This window comes from Thiogranum sp., from assembly GCF_058323355.1.
On the sequence record NZ_JBTTIO010000043.1, the window covers coordinates 1 to 22,294 of the forward strand.

Annotated in this window: 21 protein-coding genes and 1 riboswitch; of the genes, 8 read left to right on the plus strand and 13 right to left on the minus strand. The window is 58.4% G+C overall.

Going from position 1 to position 22,294, the window contains the following annotated elements; translation table 11 throughout:
* From ACW81B_RS06275 to ACW81B_RS06310, 8 genes are all read right to left on the minus strand, one after another.
* Positions 1 to 350 (minus strand): 6-phosphogluconolactonase (locus ACW81B_RS06275; protein WP_491579360.1); only part of this gene is annotated, 350 nt, incomplete at its 3' end.
* Between the two features lie 51 nt (positions 351 to 401).
* Positions 402 to 836, minus strand: coding sequence for a type II toxin-antitoxin system VapC family toxin (locus tag ACW81B_RS06280; RefSeq protein ID WP_491579361.1), 435 nt, complete (start codon positions 834 to 836; stop codon positions 402 to 404).
* A 6-nt stretch (positions 837 to 842) separates the two neighbouring features.
* Positions 843 to 1,058: an AbrB/MazE/SpoVT family DNA-binding domain-containing protein gene (locus ACW81B_RS06285; protein ID WP_491579362.1), complete on the minus strand. Its 216-nt coding sequence runs from the start codon at positions 1,056 to 1,058 to the stop codon at positions 843 to 845.
* A 127-nt stretch (positions 1,059 to 1,185) separates the two neighbouring features.
* Complete coding sequence (locus ACW81B_RS06290; RefSeq protein ID WP_491579363.1) at positions 1,186 to 2,982, minus strand: TonB-dependent receptor domain-containing protein; 1,797 nt, start codon at positions 2,980 to 2,982, stop codon at positions 1,186 to 1,188.
* A gap of 176 nt (positions 2,983 to 3,158) precedes the next feature.
* A riboswitch (cobalamin riboswitch) is annotated at positions 3,159 to 3,370 on the minus strand.
* 97 nt (positions 3,371 to 3,467) lie between these two features.
* A complete protein-coding gene (locus ACW81B_RS06295) occupies positions 3,468 to 4,664 on the minus strand; it encodes an ammonium transporter (protein ID WP_491579364.1) in 1,197 nt (398 codons plus the stop codon).
* Positions 4,665 to 4,865: 201 nt separating this feature from the next.
* Positions 4,866 to 5,702 (minus strand): nucleoside triphosphate pyrophosphohydrolase, encoded by an 837-nt coding sequence (gene mazG, locus ACW81B_RS06300; protein ID WP_491579365.1) that lies wholly within the window; start codon positions 5,700 to 5,702, stop codon positions 4,866 to 4,868.
* Between the two features lie 111 nt (positions 5,703 to 5,813).
* Positions 5,814 to 6,845, minus strand: coding sequence for a class 1 fructose-bisphosphatase (locus ACW81B_RS06305; protein ID WP_491579366.1), 1,032 nt, complete (start codon positions 6,843 to 6,845; stop codon positions 5,814 to 5,816).
* Positions 6,846 to 6,984: 139 nt separating this feature from the next.
* On the minus strand, positions 6,985 to 7,452 hold the full coding sequence (locus ACW81B_RS06310; protein WP_491579367.1) for an Rsd/AlgQ family anti-sigma factor: 468 nt from the start codon (positions 7,450 to 7,452) through the stop codon (positions 6,985 to 6,987).
* A gap of 324 nt (positions 7,453 to 7,776) precedes the next feature.
* Between ACW81B_RS06310 and ACW81B_RS06315 the strand changes: the two genes are divergently transcribed.
* The 6 genes from ACW81B_RS06315 (at position 7,777) to ACW81B_RS06340 (ending at position 12,277) form a co-directional block, all read left to right on the plus strand.
* Positions 7,777 to 9,156, plus strand: a complete 1,380-nt coding sequence (locus tag ACW81B_RS06315) for an HDOD domain-containing protein (RefSeq protein ID WP_491579368.1) — start codon at positions 7,777 to 7,779, stop codon at positions 9,154 to 9,156.
* Between the two features lie 203 nt (positions 9,157 to 9,359).
* Positions 9,360 to 9,815, plus strand: a complete 456-nt coding sequence (locus ACW81B_RS06320) for an Rrf2 family transcriptional regulator (RefSeq protein WP_491579369.1) — start codon at positions 9,360 to 9,362, stop codon at positions 9,813 to 9,815.
* Positions 9,816 to 9,860: 45 nt separating this feature from the next.
* Positions 9,861 to 10,256 (plus strand): Fe-S cluster assembly scaffold IscU, encoded by a 396-nt coding sequence (gene iscU / locus ACW81B_RS06325; protein WP_491579370.1) that lies wholly within the window; start codon positions 9,861 to 9,863, stop codon positions 10,254 to 10,256.
* Positions 10,257 to 10,349: 93 nt separating this feature from the next.
* Positions 10,350 to 11,171 carry a RibD family protein gene (locus tag ACW81B_RS06330; RefSeq protein WP_491579371.1) on the plus strand — a complete coding sequence of 274 codons (822 nt, stop codon included), beginning with the start codon at positions 10,350 to 10,352 and terminating at the stop codon, positions 11,169 to 11,171.
* A gap of 15 nt (positions 11,172 to 11,186) precedes the next feature.
* Entirely contained in the window at positions 11,187 to 11,729 is a 543-nt protein-coding gene (locus ACW81B_RS06335) for an NUDIX hydrolase (RefSeq protein ID WP_491579372.1), read from the plus strand.
* Positions 11,726 to 12,277: an NUDIX hydrolase gene (locus ACW81B_RS06340; protein WP_491579373.1), complete on the plus strand. Its 552-nt coding sequence runs from the start codon at positions 11,726 to 11,728 to the stop codon at positions 12,275 to 12,277. The genes ACW81B_RS06335 and ACW81B_RS06340 overlap by 4 nt, the downstream gene beginning before the upstream one ends.
* A gap of 12 nt (positions 12,278 to 12,289) precedes the next feature.
* Here ACW81B_RS06340 and ACW81B_RS06345 read toward each other — a convergent pair whose 3' ends face one another.
* Positions 12,290 to 12,634: a PilZ domain-containing protein gene (locus tag ACW81B_RS06345; RefSeq protein WP_491579374.1), complete on the minus strand. Its 345-nt coding sequence runs from the start codon at positions 12,632 to 12,634 to the stop codon at positions 12,290 to 12,292.
* A 286-nt stretch (positions 12,635 to 12,920) separates the two neighbouring features.
* Here ACW81B_RS06345 and ACW81B_RS06350 point away from each other — a divergent pair, with 286 nt between their 5' ends.
* Positions 12,921 to 13,490, plus strand: coding sequence for a chalcone isomerase family protein (locus ACW81B_RS06350; protein ID WP_491579375.1), 570 nt, complete (start codon positions 12,921 to 12,923; stop codon positions 13,488 to 13,490).
* Positions 13,491 to 13,494: 4 nt separating this feature from the next.
* Here ACW81B_RS06350 and ACW81B_RS06355 read toward each other — a convergent pair whose 3' ends face one another.
* The 4 genes from ACW81B_RS06355 to ACW81B_RS06370 form a co-directional block, all read right to left on the minus strand.
* Positions 13,495 to 16,722, minus strand: coding sequence for an AfsR/SARP family transcriptional regulator (locus tag ACW81B_RS06355; RefSeq protein WP_491579376.1), 3,228 nt, complete (start codon positions 16,720 to 16,722; stop codon positions 13,495 to 13,497).
* 99 nt (positions 16,723 to 16,821) lie between these two features.
* The gene (locus tag ACW81B_RS06360) at positions 16,822 to 17,052 is read right to left on the minus strand and encodes a hypothetical protein (RefSeq protein WP_491579377.1); all 231 of its coding nucleotides are present in this window, start codon (positions 17,050 to 17,052) and stop codon (positions 16,822 to 16,824) included.
* Between the two features lie 122 nt (positions 17,053 to 17,174).
* Entirely contained in the window at positions 17,175 to 18,485 is a 1,311-nt protein-coding gene (locus tag ACW81B_RS06365; protein WP_491579378.1) for an OmpP1/FadL family transporter, read from the minus strand.
* A gap of 233 nt (positions 18,486 to 18,718) precedes the next feature.
* Positions 18,719 to 19,966, minus strand: coding sequence for a hypothetical protein (locus tag ACW81B_RS06370; RefSeq protein WP_491579379.1), 1,248 nt, complete (start codon positions 19,964 to 19,966; stop codon positions 18,719 to 18,721).
* A 389-nt stretch (positions 19,967 to 20,355) separates the two neighbouring features.
* On the opposite strand from ACW81B_RS06370, the gene ACW81B_RS06375 reads away from it, so the two are divergent.
* The coding region (locus ACW81B_RS06375) for an Ig-like domain-containing protein (RefSeq protein ID WP_491579380.1) at positions 20,356 to 22,294 on the plus strand (1,939 nt) is incomplete at its 3' end.

The following is a 22,294-nucleotide window of genomic DNA, read 5'->3' on the forward strand; positions in this document are numbered from 1 at the left end:
GCTTCTGCAGCCTGTTGCGGACCCAGCTCGGCGGGTATGGGATAAATCTGTTCGGCCGGGATCGGTACATGATCCAGCCAGCTGCGCTGCGCCATCACGCTATTGCGTTGCGGATGATCCACTGGCAGACAACGCTCGTCCCCGAACCAGACATGCCAGCACGACCAGTCGGTGTCGCAGTCTTTTAGTCGTTGGTAAACGCGTTCCGGTGTAGTGCCTCCGGCGAGCACAATACTGAACCGGTCACGCCTGTCTATCGCCCGCTGCGAGGCATGGATGATACGTGTAAATACCTGCCCGGCAACAGCCTCTGCATCACTAAAACAGTGCCATCGTAGCGGCCCGTGCATTTCAGTGTTTATTCATTCTGTCGACGCAAACCATCGCAGGCATCCCTTTCTTTATGGTGCTGCCGTTCCGGGGATTGTTTGTGCAGCGCGGTCAAACGTATACACGCCATTCAGTGTGTTGCCTTTTTCGGTCGCATGGAACCGCGCCTTGCTGACGATCAGCGCATCGGCAAAATCAGCTGCTTTCTTTTTATTGCCGACCTTCACCGACTTCGCCTGACAATAGTCGTTCAAGGCTTGCCACACAGTCTGGTCATCCTCGAAGTGAATGTTGGGTTCCTCAAATAGTGAGTCGAGTACACCCACCAATGCAGTCTTGTCCAGCTGGTACTTCCTCCCTTTGAGCGTCCACAGGGTTTCAACCAGTACGACATCGGTAACCAGCACGAGCTCGGTGCCGTTAATCAACCTGTCGGCCTTTGCCGCCTGCGGCTTGTCGTCCCACAACAGATACCGCAGCAACACGTTGCTGTCGATGGCAATCATGCCATTCTAGCCCAGAGCGCTCTGGAGCGATTCCTCCTCGGTAACCGAGGCATCCCCCTTGATGTGTCTGAGCATGCCCCTGGCTGCACCAGGCGTCTTTTTCACGATGGTGATATGGCCATCGGCGACAAATATCCGGACATCATCACCCGGCCCGATACCAGCTTGCTGGCATTGCTCAACAGGTAGCGTAATTTGTCTTTTTGAACTGACTTTCGGCATGCGGTCGCCCCTCTATTGTTGGGTAACAAACAAAGAATAGCGCGATCTTTACTTTTATGCAATATGTAAAGAATTCGCAGGCCAATTTTCCACTGACGTACTTTTTCAGGAAATCCAGCTCCTGGGGTCAGACGCCCTCACCGGAGAACACCACATTCAGGAACACCGCCCTGCCCTGCGTCTTGAAGCCACCGGCTGTCTCGTAGTCCTTGTCAAAGGCATTCTCCAGACGCCCGCGCACGGTCAGGTGCCTGTTAATCGCCTTGCTGACATTCAGGTCCAGCACGCTGTAACCACCCAGCACGGTAGTGCTGAACGCGGAATCCTCGCGCTCGCCCGTCGTCAGGAAACGGCCTCCAAACTGCCAGGGGCCGGCACGGTAATCCAGCGTGGCAGCAAGGCTCTTTTTGGCACGCCGCGCCAGTTGCTCGCCGGTATTACGGTCTTCCGGATCCTGGTACGTCGCAGACACATTCCCCGACCAGTTACCGAACGCATAGCGATATTCCATTTCCACACCGCGAATACGCGCTTCATCGATATTGACGTTCTGACCGGGAATGGGGCCAAGGAAGCCATCAGGATCGACAAAATTGATCAGGTCGTCGATTTCATTCTGAAACGCGGTCACCGACAGCTGCTGGTCAACATTGAACCTGTGCTTGATACCAATTTCGTAATTGGTCGACTTTTCAGGGTCAAGGCGTGTATTCCCGCCGAAACCGAACAGGTCGAAGAAACTTGGCGCCTTGTAGCCGGTACCGGCACTTGCAAACGCACTGGTACTGCCGGTAAACCGGTAACCCAGCGTGGCATTCCAGGTCGTTTCATCGCCAAAGATCTCATCATCGGTGTAGCGCGCCGCCAGTAACAGGCTGGCATCACCAAATGTAATTTGATCCTGGCCGAATACTGCCTTGATGTTTTTATCTTCTTTCACAATCGTGCCAAAACTTGCCGAATCGACATTCTCGTTGGCAAGGTAAGCGCCCACCGTCAGTAACTGTCCCTCACCAATCTGCACATCGTTCTGCCAGTCAGCGGCCCAGCGCGCTGTCGCTGCCAGGTCGCTGGACTGGTTTTGCTCGATACGGTCTGCGGTATAACTCAGTTTGAGCGTACTGCTCCAGCTGTCTGCCGGGTTGGCGGACAAGGTCACGGCTGTTATACGGTTGCTGTAGTCCTGGTCGATCGGTGTGACAAAGAAATCGTAATACTCGGTTTTGCCTTTTGTTGCCCAGGTGCTGAATGCCACATCCACAGCACCGAGATCGGCGCCGAAATCAAAATCCAGTGTCATGTTGGTATAACCACGGTCACCCGTCGCGCTGATCAGCGTCTGGTAGCCATCGGTACCCTGAAACGACAACCCGGCATTAGCGCGAAACCGGCCGTTCGTCCCCGCCACGCGCGCACTGCCGCGCACGGTATTATTGGTACCCAGGCCAAAGCTGCCGCTCTGACTGACACCCGCCGTCGGTTTACGGGTAAAAATCTGGATCACACCACCGATCGCTTCGGAACCGTACAGGCTGGAACGCGGCCCGCGCACGACCTCAATACGCTCGATCTGTGTCGGGTCGATATTCTGCCAGGCCGCACCGCCAACCGTTGCGTCATTGACCTTCACGCCATCAATCAACAACAGCGTGTGGTTACTTTCAGCGCCACGAATAAACACCGATGTCTGCTGTCCCGGGCCGCCATTACGGCCGATATCGACGCCGGCCAGAAAGCGCAGCAACTCGGCCACATCATTGGCCTGCGCACGCTCGATTTCATCACGACGGATCACCTGCACGGAAGCCAGCGACTCATCGGCTGTCTGCGCCGTCCGGGTTGCAGTGACCACCACGGTATCACTGCTGACGGTATCATCAGCAAAGGCCCGTGAAAACGGCAAAAGGGCCAACAGTATCAACACAGACGCGACACGGGACAAGGGAGTAAAAACAGATTGATCAACGCAGCACATAACGTTCTCCGAATTGATGTTGCACCACCCGTGCAACGGGCATGAGTTGAACACGCGGGATCAATCCGGAACCGGAGACATGGCTGTAGCAGCCAGACACACCGACACCTTGCACGCCCCACGCGGCAGGTTGTCTCGATCAGGCCGGTCTCCGGACTCGTGAGCGGCGATTGCCGACAGGTTGCCTTCCCGCGCATCCTGCGCAGTGGCGTCTGAACCTGTCTGTACTCACTTACCGTTGCGGGGGCAGTGCCGGCCTTGCTGAAAACAGCGCACCGGCTTCCCGTTTCACTCTCGCGCAGACCACGCGAAAAGCACCTGATGAACGGCGCGGGACTTTAAGGCAGGGGCTGGCGTCAGTCAATGATTGTTTCGCCAGGCAAAAAACAGCCCCGGCCGCCACAGGGGCGAACCGGGGCTGCAAGGGGGTGGGGCTAGCGATCGTACTCGGGTGTCGCGGAGATATGGTGAATACTGAGATCGGCGCCCTGGTATTCCTGTTCCTCATCGAGTCGCAGGCCTGTCACCGCCTTGATGGTGCCATAGACGATAAAACCGCCAAGCAGGGCGACTCCGACACCCATCGCTGTACCAATGAGCTGCGCCAACAGGCTGACACCGCCCAGCCCGCCCAGCGCCGTACTGCCAAAAATACCGCAGGCAATACCACCCCACGCCCCACACAGGCCATGTAATGGCCAGACACCCAGCACATCGTCAATCTTCCAGCGATTCTGGGTCAAGGTGAATAACCAGACAAACATGGCACCCGCCACCAGCCCGGTAGCCAGCGCACCGAGCGGGTGCATGACGTCAGAACCGGCGCACACGGCGACCAGGCCGGCGAGCGGCCCATTGTGCACAAAACCCGGGTCATTCTTGCCGACGAACAGGGCCGCCAGAATGCCACCCACCATCGCCATGAGTGAGTTGGCCGCCACCAGTCCGCTGACGGCATCGATGGTCTGAGCCGACATCACGTTAAACCCGAACCAGCCAACGGACAAAATCCACGCCCCCAGCGCAAGGAAGGGAATACTGGATGGCGGGTGGGCGTTGATCTTGCCCTGTTTGTCATAGCGTCCGTGCCGCGCGCCCAGCAACAACACTGCTGCCAGGGCTATCCATCCACCCATGGCGTGAACCACCACTGACCCGGCAAAATCGTGGAATGCCGCACCGAAGCTGGCTTCAATCCACGCCTGAACGCCATAGTTACCGTTCCACACGATACCCTCAAAGAAGGGATAGACCGCCGCAACCAGTATAAAGGTACCGAGCAGCTGTGGGTTGAAGCGCGCACGCTCTGCGATGCCGCCGGAGATAATGGCGGGAATGGCGGCCGCGAACGTCAGCAGGAAGAAAAACTTCACCAGTTCGTAGCCATGCTTCTCGGCCAGCACGTTGGCGCCGGAGAAGAAATCCACGCCATAGGCAACGCTGTAACCAATGAAGAAATAGGCAATGGTCGATATCGCGAAATCAGCGATGATTTTCACCAGCGCATTGACCTGGTTCTTGCTGCGCACCGTACCGACTTCCAGAAAGGCAAAGCCGGAATGCATCGCCAGCACCATAATTGCGCCCAGTAAAATGAACAGCACATCGCTGCCCGCTTGGTAATCTTCCATTATCGACTCCTGACTGCTCTGTTATCGTGCGCTATACGGTTATAGCGAAGCGGAATACCTTAATGATTTTCAAAGCATTTTCAATGTGTCTTTAAAAAAGGCGGGATAACGCACGAATTTCAATCAGATAAGACACCATAGCGCATCATTTTGCAGTCCGCAGAAAAACCGGCAACGCCCAATATCAGGGCGCAATGCCCGTCAACTGTCTTGCGGGCTTCCTTCTTTCAACTGGCGCTTGGACTGTTGCCAGAATGTTTCCAGTTCATCGAGTGAACAATCGTCAAGCTTGCACCCGGCCATCCTGGCCAGTCGTTCTACGCCGCGAAAGCGCTGCTCAAATTTACTGCTTGCATTACGCAACACCTGTTCGGCATCCGCATCCATAAAACGGGCGAGATTCACGCAACTGAACAGGATGTCACCCAGTTCCTCACGCTGACGCTGCGGACTTTCCTGCCCGGCAATGGCCTCGCGCAATTCGGCGACCTCTTCTTCGAGTTTTGCCAGCACGTCGTCGATATCGTCCCAGTCAAAACCGACACGTGCTGCGCGGCGCTGAATTTTCTGCGCGCGCACCAGCGCCGGCAGGGCCACCGTTAAATCGGCCAGTGCACTTTGGTCTGTTGCCTCACCACGCTCGGCGCGCTCCTGTGCCTTGTGCTTCTCCCATGCCTCGGTCTGCGCCCCGGCATCAGCGACCGTCTCATCGCCAAACACATGCGGGTGGCGGCGCAGCATTTTGCTGTTGATGGAATCCACCACATCGGCAAATTCAAACCAGCCTTTCTCTTTGGCCATTTGCGCATGGAATACCACCTGGAACAGCAAATCGCCGAGTTCATCGCGGATGTCATCACGATGCCCGCGCTCAATGGCGTCCGCCACTTCCCAGGCTTCCTCCAGCGTGTAGGGCGCAATGCTGGAAAAATCCTGCTCAAGATCCCACGGGCAACCGCCCTGCGGGTCGCGCAGGCGCGCCATGATATTGAGCAGACCCGCGATATCGCCGATGTTAATGCCTGGTTTACGCGTCATTGGCATGTCCCGTGAATAATTCAAGGAAGTCACATTTCAATGGAGTCTGACCCCATTGAAATATAGAGGATACACGCTGCCCGGCTTTTTGGGGTACGTCAGTGCGCTGGATCAGGCGACTGCACGGCCTCCGTCATTACCATCGCGGTGGTAACCGACCACCACTTCGACTTCTTCCTTTGAGCCAAGAATCACCGGCACACGCTGGTGCAGACCTTCCGGCTTCACTTCCATGATGCGCTGGTAACCGGTGTGACTGGCCCCGCCGGCCTGCTCGATAATAAAGCTCATGGGATTCGCTTCATACATCAGGCGCAGCTTGCCGTTCTCTGCGCCCTTGCGGCTGTCCGCCGGGTACATGAAGATACCGCCACGCGTCAGGATACGGTGCACTTCGGCGACCATGGACGCCACCCAGCGCATGTTGTAGTTCTTGTCGTGCGCACCGTGTTCACCGGCCAGGCACTCATCCACATAACGCTTGATCGGTTCATCCCAGAAGCGCTGGTTGGACATATTGATCGCGAACTCGTGGGTCTGTTCCGGCACTGTCATATCCGGGTGACTGAGAATGAACTCACCAATACTGCGGTCCAGCGTGAAACCGTTGACGCCATGACCGGTGGTCAGCACCAGCATGGTGGACGGGCCGTACAGAGCATAACCCGCACACACCTGTTCAGTGCCGGGCTGCAGAAAATCCTCGACCGAAGGGTTTTCCACGCCGTCCGGGCAGCGCAGCACGGAAAAGATCGTCCCGACCGACAGGTTGACATCAATATTGGAAGAACCATCGAGCGGATCGAACAGAATGAGGTACTTGCCCTTCGGGTACATATCCGGAATCTGCAGGGGATCGTCCATTTCCTCGGAGGCCATGCCTGCCAGGTGACCGGTCCAGTCGAGTGATTCGATCATCACATCGTTACTGATGATATCGAGCTTCTTCTGGGTTTCGCCCTGCACGTTTTCGGTTTCAGCAGAACCGAGGATACCAATCAGACCGCCACGGTTTACTGCACAGGAAATCTTCTTGCAGGCCGTCAGCACATCGTTCAGCAGTGAAGTGAAATCACCGGTTGCACCCGGAATACGGCGCTGCTCTTCGATGATAAATTGTGTAAGGGTTGTACCCTGATCCATGATATCCCGCCTCTTCTTTGGAAGTAATGGCGCGGGATTCTAGCATAAACATTAATTATTAATAATTTACTTATATTGATAAACGGGGAGCGGGATACGGCGTCATCCTGGCCGCCGGGTACTTACAAACCAGGGATATTTAGTGAACCTGCCCGGTCATCGCGCGGATGACCTGGTCTTCCAGCTGGATACGTTCGGCCAGCGTTTCACCCAGCGCCGACAGGTCGGCGGCCAGCCGCTCCAGCACCTCACCATCACAACGCATCAGGTCGACCCCCTCATACCTGTCATTGAAGCGAAGGATCATGTCGGTTGTCTGGGCAATGCGCGGATAGATACTGCCGGCGACTTCAATGACCGGCGTACGGCGCTCGAGTTTGTCGGAAATATAACGGTATAACTGGAAATGGGCGCTGGCGGCATAATCAATCAGTGCCTGGCAAAAGTCCTGTAACGCCTCCCGCGTGGCCTCATCCCCTTCGAACGGTTGCTGATTGGCAAGTTCGGTGTAGAGAGACAGTGTCTCGGTACGGGTTTTGACGAGTGTAGCCAGCTTTTCGCGGGAACGGCCTCGCCGTTCGGTGCCGGCATTGTAATCTGAGGGCATATCAGCTCCAGTTATTATTCAGGGAAGCCCTGATCAATTCGAAATCGTCATTCCGGCGCAGGCCGGAATCCAGAACATTCAACACCCTGGATCCCGGCCTGCGCCGGGATGACGAATGAATCAGACCTTCCTTAGTGTCTTGTTTCTGGTGCCAATATTAGCAAACTAACCGCCCTGACCCGAGTAAAACGTCGATCCTTTGTCACCCGCGCCAGTGCCATCCAGCACCGTAATTTTCAGGATACTGAATTCTATCAGGTTTTCAATACTGGTGCAGTTCTTGCTTTTGCTTGATCAGATTCATGGAAATCAGGGAGTACCAGGATGGGAATACCGGTCAATGTCCGCGCACTGCTCGATCGTGATCAGCACGGCTACCAGGTGCTGCTGCATCGCAAAACCCATACGCTGGCCCAGGCTGCGGAAGCCTGTGAAATCTCGCTGGACCAACTGGTTCGCGCCGTTGTGCTGGTCGATGGCCAGGGCCTGCTGATGGCCGTACTGCCCGCCGATCACATTCTGGACTTCGAAGCCCTGTGCGCCCTGCTGCACCGTGACCTGGAACTGGTTCCCGGTCACCAGCTCAGTGCTGTTTTCGAGGACTGCGAGCCCGGTTCCTACCCGCCACTGGCGCCGGCCTATGACCTTGATGTGATTATCGATCAGGCTGTTGATGCCATGCCGGTGGTTACCTTTGAGCCGGGCATACACACCTCACTGGTGCAGATGTCACACGAAAACTACCGCAATCTGCTCGGCGATGCCCTGGTTGGGCAATTTTCCCGCCCGGCCTCGGACCTGCACGCTGATCAGCAGCGACTGACCCACGTAGTTGAACAATTTACCCCCGCACGCGTAAAACGCGATATCGAGGAATTCCACGAATTGCCGGCCCTGCCTACTACCGCCGCACAAATCCTCCGGCTCGCCGCCGACCCACGCGCCAATGCCCGGCAACTGGCCGAAATTATCGAACAGGACCCGGGCCTTTCCGCTCAGGTACTGCGCTATGCCAACTCATCAATGTATGGCTACGCCGGTAGTATCAAAAACCTGCAAACCGCGATCGCTCGCGTACTGGGTTTTGAATATGTGCTGAATCTGGCACTGGGATTCTCGATTGGCAAATCACTCCGGGTTCCCCAGGATGGTCCATTTGGCATGCAGGCCTTCTGGCGCCATTCCGTGTTCGCCGCACGCCTGGTGGAAACACTCGGCCAGAAATTGCCAGGAAAAATGCGCCCGCCACGCGGCACCGCCTACCTCGCCGGATTGCTGCAAAACCTTGGGCGACTGGTACTGGGCCACACCTTCCAGCCGGAATTCTTCATCCTTAACCGCTTTTCCCAGGCCAATCCCGAGATGCCGACCTGTGAACTGGAGCGCAACGTACTGGGTGTGACACACGACCAGATCGGCGCCTGGCTGATGGAAGCCTGGGGCCTGCCTGCCGAGTTGAGCACCGCGGTTCGCCACCACCACAACGCCGATTACTGGGACACCCATGCGGTCTATCCCCAGTTGGTGCTGGTTGCCAATCGCGCTCTCGCCATGCACGGACTGGGCGAGACCGATGCCGAAGGCATCCCGGCGTTCTCCTTGCAAATGCTGGAACTGGATGAACAGGACGTTCTCGATGCGGCATCAAAACTCTTTGATAATAAAGAGGAACTTGAAGATCTGGCACATCGCCTCGCGGCTTGACGGCAGGCACCCTTTCACGGTCTAATACCCGCACAGTAACAAGGTTACCCTTTCCCGTGCGGCCATCGGTCACACGGCGGGTGTTTGACCCTCCGTTTTTTATTCTTGACTAAAAGACTCAAGTATTATTATCATATGCCTCAGGTTCATAAAACGGAGACGCGCACAGTCGTGCGGCGCCTGTAGAACAGATGAGGCGAATCATGAAATTATCTACGAAAGGTCGTCATGCCATCACGGCAATGATGGAACTGGCATTACGCGATAGTCAGGGCCCGGTAACACTGGCTGATATTTCGGTCGAACAGTCTATTTCCGTGTCCTATCTGGAACAGCTGTTTGCCCGCCTGCGCAACCACGGTCTGGTAACCGGTATGCGCGGTCCCGGTGGCGGCTATTGCCTGCGCCGGCCGGCCAGCGAAATTACCATCGCTGAAATTCTCAGCGCAGTCGACGATGCCATGCCGGCACGCCGCGAACGCATCCCCGGTGAGGAATGGCCACAGAGCGTTATTATGTGGAACCAGCTCAGCGCACGCATCTACGACTATCTCAATGGTCTGACACTGGCGGAAGTCGTCAGCCAGAAAGAAGACACGAAAGACAGCGAACAGGGCAATGTTGGTTTCGGATCAGGGTTCCAGCAGACCGCTGCATAGGCACTGTTCCAATCGATTGAACGAAACAGATTTGGAGAAACGGTAATGGCATACAGTGACAAGGTTCTGGATCACTACGAAAACCCCCGCAACGTGGGTTCTTTTGAAAAGGACGACACCAGCGTGGGCACCGGTATGGTAGGCGCCCCGGCCTGTGGCGATGTGATGAAACTGCAGATCAAGGTAAGTGAGAGCGGCGTCATCGAGGATGCAAAGTTCAAAACCTATGGCTGTGGATCGGCCATTGCTTCCAGCTCTCTGCTGACCGAATGGGTCAAGGGTAAAACACTGGAAGAAGCCAGCCAGATCAAGAACAGTGAAATTGCCGAAGAGCTGGCACTGCCGCCGGTGAAGGTACACTGTTCTGTGCTGGCAGAAGACGCCATCAAGGCGGCTATTTCTGATTTCCAGCAGAAGAATGGCGCGGAACAGGTTGCCTGAACCGACCTGACCGGGCAGACAGTCGTTACGTAAAAAGGGCTACCCGACGGTAGCCCTTTTTTATGGGCGACATAACAGGTTACGATCCCCCCTATGGAAGATGACATTCTTGAACTGTACCCGAACAGCGGGAAAAGCCATGCGCTGCGCGGCCTCTATCTCAAGGAGATCCCCGCAGAGACAAACCAGCCATTCATTTATACCAACTACATCACCAGCCTCGATGGCCGTATTGCCTTACCCGCCACCGACCGCCGCAGCAACCAGGTTCCAACGGCCATTGCCAATCCCCGCGACTGGCGCCTGTTTCAGGAACTCGCTGCCCAGTCCGACTTGCTGATCAGCAGCGCACGTTATTTTCGCCAGGCTGTTGAACAGGAGGCACAGGCTGAATTGCCCGTCGGGCTGTCATCCGAATTTGACGATTTACGCGAATGGCGGATAAAACAGGGCCTGTCAGCACAACCGGATATCGCAATTTTCAGCGCCAGCCTCAATATTCCTGTTGAGGCCTTCCAGCCCTATGCTGACCGCAGGATCTATATCATCACCGGTGGCGATGCCGACCCAAAACGGATCGAAACCATCAGCCGGGAAAGTCATGCACAGGTCATCCACTCCGGTGATGCCCGGCACGTCGATGCAGCACAACTGAAAAACACACTCGGCACACTGGGTTACCGGCGTATTTACGCCATCGCCGGGCCGTCTGTATTGCACGCGCTGGTTCGTGGCAATGCCCTCGACCGGCTGTACCTGACGACGGCGCACTGCCTGCTGGGCGGGCAGGAATTCGATACCATCGCCTGGGGACCCGGGTTTTCACCGGCCTGTAAAATGCCACTGCGCGCGCTGTATCTGGACCGGCACATGCCGGAAGGTGCCGGCCAGACACTGGCCGTTTACGGACGATAACGCGAATAAACAGACATGAATAAACGAAAAATCATTTATGACGGCAACGTCGTGAAACTTGGCATTGAAACCGTCACCCTGCCCACCGGCGACACTATGGAACTGGAAGTGGTACGCCATCCCGGGGGCGCAGCGGTGGTCGCAATCGACGAACAACAGCGCGTCTGTCTGTTACGCCAGTATCGCCACGCAGCGGGGGGCTGGCTGTGGGAATTACCCGCCGGCAAAATCGATACCCCGGAAACACCTGAACACACGGCGAAACGGGAATTACAGGAAGAAGCCGGGCTAAAGGCAGATCACTGGCAGGCACTGGGCAGCTTTCTTTCCACGCCGGGGTTTTGCGATGAGCGGATCTATCTGTATCTTGCAACGGGACTGCACGCTGTGTCCGATGAGCCGCATCCGCATGAAGTCATTGAAGTCCACTGGAGATCCTTCGAGGAAACGCTGGACATGTGTGACAGGAACGAAATCGATGATGGCAAAACATTACTTGGGCTGATGCGGGCCGCTGAAACACTGAATACCCTCCGCAGCCAACAGGAGACATTGTGAAATTTTGCAGTAACTGTGGCGAGTTGGTTGTACTTCGTGTTCCGCAAGGCGATAACCGCGAACGCTTTGTGTGTGACAACTGCCACACCATTCATTACCAGAACCCGAACATTGTCGCTGGCTGTATCCCCGAATGGGAGGGGCGCATCCTGTTATGCAAGCGTGCCATCGAACCACGTTACGGCCTGTGGACACTGCCAGCGGGCTTTATGGAGAATGGTGAGACCACCGAGCAGGCCGCCATGCGGGAAACCCTCGAGGAAGCCGGCGCAATCGTTGAGATTACTGACCTGTATGCCCTTTTCAGTATCCCGCACATCAGCCAGGTGTACATGCTCTACCACGGCATCGTGGTTAACGGAGAATATGAACCCGGTATGGAAAGCCTTGAATGCCGGCTATTTGACGAACACGACGTCCCGTGGGACAAGTTGGCCTTCCCTGTCGTCAGGGAAACCCTGAAACGCTATTTTTCTGACCGGAAATGCGGCAACGGCCTGCCATTGCAGCGTGGTGAAATCATCAAGCATCCACGACGGGAAGCCTGACACAAATACTGATCAGGCGACCGCCAGTGCGCTAGCCGGTTTTTCGGCATGATTGCGGGGAAACAGCCAGCTGCGCAACAGCTGCCGCTGCTCCCTGCCAATACCATCGAACATCAGGCCTGCAGCGCACCCGGACTGGTGAACCACCACCACCGGCACACGCATACCCTGGCTTCCGTCAGCACAAATGAATTCGACCTCGAGATATTCGTTCTTCCGCCACGTTGTGGTGCCGGTATTGACCAACATGCCACCAAGTCCCAGGTTACGGCTCACGGCGCGCTGCACGGGCAGACCGTGCTTGTAGAGCATTAGCTGAAACTCGATCGGCTTGCGAACACTGCATCGGTGTTCCATCGTATCCTCCCGTGATACCTGTTGTTCCGTCGACGCCTTATCGTCACATTGACGTTTAACTTTAAGCACCCACTCATGTCGTGGAATGGAATGGCATGGCTGTAACGTATAGGCAAACGTTAATCTTCTGACAGATTTACCAGCTCGCTGTTCCCGCCCGTCGCAGAAATATTTACACTGCAGGTGCGCTCGGTTGCAAAGTAGCGGACATCATCCCCTTCAACCTCGCCGGCTTAGCCGACGTGCTAGGATAAAACTGTCACCTGAATCCTCAAGGAATACGCCCATGCTGACATACCTTCGCACCCTGCTTTATCTTAGCCTGATCGCAACGCCCCTGCTCGCCCAGGCGGGCATGAAAGTTGCCGGCGTTGAACTGGACAACAGCTGCAATGTGGCCGACCGGCCAATGAAACTCAACGGCGCCGGTATCCGTAGCAAGTACTTCTTCAGGATTTATGTTGGTGTTCTGTGTCTTGAACAACCGGCACAGGACCCGGCCGCCATTCTGGCCGCACCCGGCGCGAAGCGTATGCAGATGAACATGCTCTACAAGAAAGTCGAGGCGGAAAAAATCACCGAAGGCTGGACGGACGGTTTCCGCGCCAATCTCGATAAAGCTGAATTTTCACAGCTGGAGCCCCGCCTGAAGCAATTCAATTCACTGTTTCCGGCGCTACGCGAAGGTGATGTCGTCAACATGGACTACATCCCGGGGCGTGGCACTGAATTACAGATCAACGGCAAGTCACTGGGTGTTATCGAAGGTGAAGACTTTTTCAAGGCCCTGCTGCAGGTCTGGATCGGCAAGCACCCGGCCGACAACGCCCTGAAGAAAGGCCTGCTCGGTAGATAAGAGGTCAACCGTCCTCCCTGATCCCCTGGTACAACTTGCGCGTGCGCGGTGACGGCTCTACCCCAAAGGCAGACTGCAAGGCCTTGCGGCATTGGTCATAGGTCATGATGGCCTCGGCGCGCAGGCCAAGTTTTGCGTAACAGTGCATCAGGCGCTGGTAGATTTCTTCGGCCAGATCCTCGACCCGCAATCCCCGGCGGTAGCATTCCGCGGCTTTTTCCCACTGCCCCGCCCCCTCCCGGTACAGGCCCAGTTCCAGCAAACCCTGCAGGTAACTGCGCCTGAGACGTTCACGCGTGGACAGGCTCCATTCACTGTCATCATCCTCCAGGAAGGCACCGTGGTAGAGCGCCAGCGCCGTCTCCACCCGGGAGACATTGTGCGCGGACACCGAATGCGCCTCGGCTTCCGCCATGGCACGCTCGAACGCCCAGGTATCCACCCAGCAACGGCGCGCGTCGAGGCTCATGTGTCCGTCGCGGATGGTGATCATTTGCTCATCGCCCAGCCACTTGCGCAACCGCGACAGGGCGGTCTTGAAGTTGGAATACGCCGTGTCGCCGTCAGCATCCGGCCACAGAAAATCCGCTACGCGCCCTTGTCGCACGGCGCGGCCGCCCAGCGCCACCAGCAGTTTCAGCATCTCCAGCAGCTTGTGTTTTCCCTTGCCTGCGAAGTGCAGCGGGGCATCGTCCCGCAGCAGACTGAAACGGCCCAGCGTGTACAGTTTCAGGGGCCAGGGCCAGGCCTCGATGTGCAGGGGTGGAACCTCGGGCACCAGCCCGCGCTTGCGCACCAGGCTGCGTACATACTCCACTTCGATCCCCTCCTCCAGCGCAAACACGCAGAGATCGGCCATCGCCTGCCGACGCCAGAACAGGAAGGTATGAAAGTAGCCCTCGCGACGGCCGATAGACAGCGCCTTTTGCAGGTGGCCGGCGGCTACCCTGCGATCCCTGTGCAGGGAAAACTCCGCCTGCGCCAGAAACGCCAGGAAGCGCCAGAAACGGTTTTCGCCGGCGCCGTGTTCATCCAGCAACCGGGTCACAACCGTGCCGGCCGCATCGGGGTCACCGCTGGCAAAATGCAGGTGCGCATCCAGCAGACGCACACTGGCGATACTGAACGGCGCGCCGACCTGGATCGTCAGCGCAAGGGCGTTATCCACGTGGCGCCGCGCCTCGGCCAGATCCTGTTTCAGGAAGGCGCGCCAGGCTTGTAGAAACGTGTAAAAGGACAAATCCCACGGGCGCGCGTGCGTCGTCAGCGCCTGCATTTCACCCAGCAACTGATCGGCCGTTTTCTCATCCTCGCTCCCCAGCGCACTCATGGCGCCGTGCCCCAGCAACATGAAGTCCATCACGTGCACCCCGCTCTTGCGCGCCAGCGCGAGCCCTTCATGGACCGCGGCCAGGCATTCATCCGGCCGCGCCATGAAACTGAAATACATGGCCTGCAACAGGATTGCGTTGAGTCGCGCCAGCGGGGGCAGGCCGGCAGTTTTCAGAATCCGGCGGACATCATCGAAAGCGCGTTCGATAGCAATGAGATCGCCGGCATTGATGCGGTCACACAGATACAGCAGCAAGGCCTGGGCGCGCGCCGGCGCGTTGGCTTCCGATTGTGCCAGTGCGCGGGATTGCCATTCGCCAAAGTCCGGGTGGGCCGGCTGGCGATGGACCAGGGCGGCGTACATGCTGGCCGCCACCCGCACCGCCACCTCGCCCTCCGGAACCGGCCCGAGTTCAGCAACCAATGTCTCAAGCCGGTCAATCCAGGGGTCGAGCCGGCTGAAGTCCTCGAAGCCGAACAGAATGGCATCGACCGCGCCGGCCCACGCCAGAAACGCTCCGGCCGCCTCGCCGGAACCAGCAAAGGCGTCCAGCGCCCTGGTAAAACAGTGCCCGCCCTGGCGCGGATCGAGGGGAAGCCGGCATACACCCTTCCAGTAGTGAATCCAGGGCATGTCATCGGCGAGCGTGCCGGACAGCTGTTCGAACCACTCTTCCAGTACCCCGCAGCGGCCCTGTGACCCCAGCAACGGAGCCTGTTCGATGGCCAACCGGGCCAGCGCCGGCCAATCCTTTGCTGCAATCAGCAGACCGGCCGCCTCGTCGAAACGCTGCGCCTCCATCAGTATACGGGCGGCACATGCCCTGAGGCGGGCGATGGCCGCCTCATCGAAAACCTGCTCCCCGCGCGCCAGCAGGAAGGCGCGGAACAGCGGGTGAGACTGGTAGACGACTTTCGCGCCCCGGTGCCGCTCGGTAAAAAAGTGACGCCGGCACAAGGTTTGTAACACCTGGCGCGCCTTGCCATTGCCACTGAGGGCCACCGCCATGTCCGCCGTCATGGACGGCAACAGCGCCGTCCGCAGCAGAAAGTCGCGCGTGTCCGCTGCGGCCGCATCGAACAGCTCGCCAGCGAAATAGTCGAACACCTGTTCCTCACCGTCTTCCGGCGCCAACACGCCGGCAGCGGCTGCCCCCCGCGACAACAACACCGTGGCAGCCGCCCAGCCCGCGGTCTGGCGGTAAAGTTTTGCGCTGTCGTCCGGCAACAACGTCTTGCCTGCGTGCAAACGCCAGAGCCGGCGCGACTCGGCTTCAGTAAAGCGCAGTGCCTCCCAGCCCACCTCGGCCACGCCGCCATTGGCGCGCAGCCGCGCAAACGCAGGCAGCATGGCTTCCCGGCTCAGCACGATCACACTGATCCCGTCCGGCAGAGCCGAGAACCCCGCCAGCAAGGCCGCATGCAAGGTGCAAGCTGGCGGAAGCGTGTGGAAGTTGTCCAGTACTATCACGGAGGGCGCCGCGAGCCGGGCACACAGGGTTTCGAAGAAGCCCCGGGCGAACGCCGGCACGCCCAGCAGATACTCAGGCGTCAGATGCGGCAAGGCCTTGCCCCGCCGCGGCGCAACCTTGTCCGCAGCCAGCCCCAGGTAGTGGAAAAAGGTCGCCGGGTCGCCGTCGCCCTCGTCCACCTGATACCACAGGGCGGCAAGCTGGCGGCATTCAAGGTAGCTGCTCAGCAGCGCCGTCTTGCCCGAACCCGCCGGACCGGAGACCCACACCAGCGGGTGCCGGCGCCCCGCGTCCAGCCGGCGGAACAAACGCGCCCGTTCCATCATGCCCCGGGCTGCCGGACGTGTGATCTTGGCCAGATTCAGATCACGGCGTGCCGGCGTATCGCCGGGCTTGTTCCGTTCACTGATCCGTTTGTCTGCGTTCATGGGCTTGTCAGGGTAACGATCCGCCGGTACCCCGAAGTGTAGCCAATAACCACGGTTTTATAAAGGTATTTTGGCCCGCCAGCCGGCAGACCCGGAGTTTCAGACCGGCTCATGCCGCCCCTTGCGCCGCTTGCCACGCAGCGCGCCATCCCGTCGTTTTCGCGGACGGTAGCCCCGGGTCTTCAGGTATTCGCCCTTCGACGAATTCAGGATCTCCCACAGTTCGTCGTAATCGGTAAAAGCGCGCCGGGTCCTGTCATCACTGGTCTCGACCATGCCCAGCAAGGTGTTTCTGCCCCGGCGATAGATGCGCACAATGTAGCTTTGCATTGGTACCTCCGTCTCCCGTCTGCAGCCGGTTTTCCCGGCCGGCCCGATATGGCGCTCATCAATACCACCCGCCGGGTTTCAGATCGGTCACAGTTCCCGGCACGCAGTGAGGGAGACAATGATTAGTGCCGATAGCCGACGCTCAGTCCCAGGTAATGCACGGCATTCCGGTAACGGCCATCGCGTATCCCGTTGTCCACCTTGCGCCGTTCATAGAAGGCGGCATCATAGAAGGCATCGACCACCCAACCATTTGTGCGGTAGCCGAAACCGACGCTGACATTGTGCTGGTCCGCATCCGGGTTGGCGGGCGACAGGGTGCGCCCGGGCACCGGGTTGTCGACATAGGCGTAGCCCATACGCAGCGAAAGAGTGCTGTTCAGCCGGTAATCCAGACCAAGCTTGAATTGTTCCGACGTTTCCCAGTCCAGGGGGGTTAACGCATCCACCAGACCGGCGCCGGGCACCTCATCTTTCAGATCCAGCCGCGCCTGGTCGAAACTCGACCACTGCACCCATTCGACATCCACGTCGACGACCAGCCGCTCACTCGGCGCATAGGCAATCCCGACACTGTAGATTTCCGGAAAAGTTGCCGTGCTGGTGACACGGGTGCGATAGCGGGAGGCCGCAAACAGCGGCTGGAGCGCGGGTGCGATACCCTCCAGTGTCAGGTCGCCTTTCAGGTCCACCTCGATGGCACTACGGTACGCCAGTCCCAGGCGCCAGGCGTCCCCCAGCCGGATCAGCGCGCCCAGGTTATAGCCCCAGCCACCGCCATCTGCCTCCAGTTCCGCCCGCGCATCACCTGTGCCGAGCAGCGACTGATCCACACGCCGCTTGCTGCCATTAAATGCGCGCATGTAGTCGAGTCCCAGTGCCAGGGAAACCCCCGGCCGCAGTTCCCAGGCGACGGTGGGGTTCAACGACAGGGTGGCAATAAAACTCTCCTCGGAGAGATAGCGCATCACACCATCGCCGGGCCAGCGCCGGCCACCCACACCAAAGGGCGCATAGAGCCCCAGGGCGTAGACGGGTCCATCCTCGCGCGGGCGCGTGGCCCAGAACAGGTGCGGCGGAAAGAACACCTGGAACTCCGTCTGCTCCGAAAGGCCGCCAGGAGCCTCATACTCCGTCGACGGCGCCAGCAGCGTCACGCCCGCATAAATGTTGCGGCCTTCCAGTTGTGTCAACCCGCCGGGGTTATGAAGAATGGCCGACGCATCATCCGCCACCGCAACAAAAGCCGTACCCATGCCCGCCGCTTTCGCGCCGTGTACTGGTCCGCCGGCGTCTGCCGTATCGAACACACCGACCGTCACCAGGAAAGAAAAGAAACCGCTGCGGATGGACAGGAGTACACGCCCGCACGAGCCTGCATAGCCGGGCGTGTACACCTTCACTGTGCATTCACCCCCCGTTTTCATCACCATGAGCTGGTCCAATGGATTTCTACAACCCGGGCAAGTGCAATCATCTTAACCTGGGACAGTAAAAATGGCGACACGAAGGAAATACCCAAAAGAATTCAAACCGGGTGCTGTTGGTGTGGCGCGTGTTCGTGGTCTTTGTCAGCATTGACTGCGCCAGCTACCTGGAACACCTTGTATCACGGGTGTTCCAGGACTGCTGGCTTGTCCCCGGTGTTCCTGACTGCCGGTGGGACTCAGGGTACGGCGGTGAAGGGAAGCACCACCAGGTCGTCGAACAGCAGGTCACCGCCGGGCAACGAGCTGGCGTCGGCCACCAGCACCTTGCCGCTGCTACCGAGATCACCCTCCATGAACACGAACAGGTTGACTTCCGTGGTGCCGGTAAAGGTGATCGTCACCAGCACACCGTTCGGGTCGAGGGTCCAGCTCCCCGTAAAGGCCGTACCGGGGTCGATGGCGCCACCCGCCAGGGTGCCGCCCTCGACGCTGCCCCCCGGCATGAAGGTGATGCGTGTGGTCTCCGTCGAGGACGTCACATCGTAGGTCTTGCCGCTGCCGCCGCTTACGCCGGCCAGATCGGTTGCCGTCAGCGGCAGGGGCAGACGCATCACGCCGGGTTCCGGTTGCGAAGTGCCGGGATCGGTGAAAGTGAATGCGATCGAGCGGGCGCTGCCACCGGCCCGCCATGCAGTCGTGGTGGACTGGTCGACCGGGTCGACCAGCGTAAGGACGCCGGCGCTGTCGACCGACCAGTTCTCGTCACTGCCCTCGCCTCCACCCCCTCCGGTCAGGGTATCGGAGAAGTACACGCTGAAAGACGTTGATCCACTACCGCCACCCGCGATCGGGTCGAACTCCAGGTAACCAATCTCGTTCTCTCCGGGCACCTCGACCACGAAGGCCTTGCCAGCCAGTTCACTGACATCGAAGGTGGTATCTGTACCCGCGGCCAGGTTGGCGTTGGCCGTGGCCACGTCAATCAGGGTGGCGCCCGGTTTTGCCGTGCTGAGCGCATTAAGGATGTTCTGGCTGGTCTCGAAGGTGGTGGCGTCCACCTGGAAGGCAGCGGCCGGTATCGAGGTGCTGGCCAGCGCCGTCGCCGCAGTGGTCAGGTCGATACCATTGGCGGGGTTGCCGTCGTTGTCCAGAGTCTGGATGAAGCGCGCAATGTTCTCACTCGCGACGCCGAAATCCTGCGGCGAGATGACGGCTGCTCCGACCGGGCTGCCCAGCTCGATGGCGCCGATGCGGAAAGTGACGGGTTGTCCAACGGCATAGGTGAAGCTACCGTTCTCGTCGGTGGTGCCGGCAATGCCGCCGCCTGCATCATAGCCCAGGCCTTCGACTTCGGCGTCAATGAACAGACCGCTGGCTGTCACGGTACCACCCCCACCGCTGTCACCGTTGCCCCCTCCGCCTCCACCACAGCCGGCGAGGGCAAGGACCAGGAGAGTTACTGTGTGTGAACGAAAAATATCCATGGCAGGCCTCCTTATCATTCACGGTGGGTCCGCATCAGGCGAACCGGTCAAAAGTCACTCTATCTACGCTGTAAAACATAGACCGGAAAATCACGCCTTCCGGAGGTGTTGACTCATTCAATGACCTGGATCAAACAACTGCGCAATTGCGTCCGATTTCCACCCCCGGGGTGCAGAACCCGGATACCGGACACCCTCTCCTTACCCGACACATCATAGCTCCGATACGTTCACCCCCTTACGCTGATGAGACCTATCTGTAACCTCTCGTTGGTTACGATTAGAAACGGATGAAGAAATCCCGTGTACTGCGACTGAATACATGTTGAAGATGGATCAGTTAAAGAGGGGTAACGGAGATGATGCCGATCAGAATTTTGAGTATACCGATGAAAGTTATCGTCTACGGTGCCCTGGCTGTGGCTCTCACAGCCTGCGGTGGTGGCGGAGGCACAGGTAGCAGCCTGCCCGATGATGCCCCAATATCCACGGATCTGTTCGAAGACCGTGCCACCGTGACGCCGCAGGGCGGCGAGTACCGCTGGGCCAACGGTATCGTGCTCACAGTGCCGGCTGGCGCCGTGGAACAGAATACTGAAATCGCCCTGAGGACAGTTCCCGAGAACCAAATCGCACCCGTGCTGCAGGCAAACGGAGACGGGGGGAAACATGTTTTGGCTGCTGTGCAGGCTCTGGGCCCGGGCGTCTCTTTTTTAAAGCCCGTGACATTGACGTTGCCGCTCGCGGGAACCTTGTCTCCCAGCGCCCTGCCCAGCCTCCTGGTGGTTGATATCAAGCACGGTATATACAGCTTCGACACACCGTCGAAGGTCGCCCGTGCTGCCGGTCGGAAACGAGCGGCGGCCGCATCTGCCTATCCGGCCACCAAATACGTCAAGTACGACTGTGATAATAACCAGGTTGTTATCTTCAACCTGGATCAGCTTCCAGACGATGATCGGGCACTGATCGTGGCCGGCATAGACGAGCTGCGGGAAGAGTCCGACTGCTTTGACAACCCCTGCCGATGCTGTGAAATCCGGGTTGAAGAGCAGTCCCTGGACGTCATTCGGGAGTCCGGGTCCACGAGCTGCTTCAATAGCGTCGTTCAAGGGACCGTTCAGTATCTGAACTGCGATGGTCAACCAACCGAATCCTATGAAATCAGCGAAAACAGCATAGGCCGGATCGAGCTTCGCCCCGATCAACTGGAGCTGGAGGTCGCTGCCGGTGCCATGGTATCCATGAGCGTGCTGGATGCCCTGGACAGGGAGCTGGATTTTTATGCCATCCGCAGAATCCCCTCGTCTGACCCGAGCGTGGCTTCGGTGTCAGGCATCCAAACCGACCTGGACCTTTTCCAGGTGATAGGGCATGAGCCGGGCAGCGCAACATTATCGGTAACCGTGGATTGCGCGATCAGTGAGGAGCTTCCAGTCGAAGTATTGCCCCTGGAAGTGGTTACCGACCAGGAAGATCTGGTCGTTCCCGAAGGGAGCAGCGCCACCTTCCGGGTGAAACTGAATGGTCCGGTGCCGGAGGGGAAGGAAGTGATATTGATCATTACCCCGGAAAGCGGTGACCCGGATATCACCGTGAGCGCTTCCACCACCCTCACGTTTGACAGCAGCAACTGGACCGAGTACCAGAACGTTGAGCTCACTGCTGCCGAAGACGACGACCTGGTCAATGGATCCACAGTCATTGCGCTGTTCAGTGAATCCCCCCTGACCAGGGATCGTACCTTCAACGCTCGGGAAGCCGACAACGATATCCAGCAAATCGTCGTAAGTACAGGCGCCTTGACAGTACCCGAAGGTGGTAGTGCCGGGTTCGGGGTGCGCCTGTCCAGCGTGCCGGAAGCGCCGGTCATCGTGACCGTCTCCCACGTGGGAGGTGACCCTGATATCAGCATTGGCATTGGCACGGGCAGCACCCTGACCTTTACCCCTGACAACTGGAACCGCGAACAAACTGTTGTGCTTTATGCCGCCGAGGATGATGACGATAACAGCAACGGCGTGGCAACCATTAATGTCTCGGACGTCGCTGGCCGGATTGATGCCGTGCTGGTAAAAGCCACGGAGGCAGATAATGACGGCCTGGAACTGATGGTCACGCCGGTCCAGTTGTGTATTGAACCGGGGCGCACGGCGAACTTCAGCGCAATCGCCTCCAGTGCTGTGGATTTCTCCCGCCTGACCTGGTCCAGTACCGACGAGACGGTCGCCACGGTGGATATGAGCGGCATGGTGACGGCAAAGAGTCCCGGACCGGCCATGATCGTTGCGACAGTCGACTCCGTGCAGGCAAGTGCCACGGTAGAGG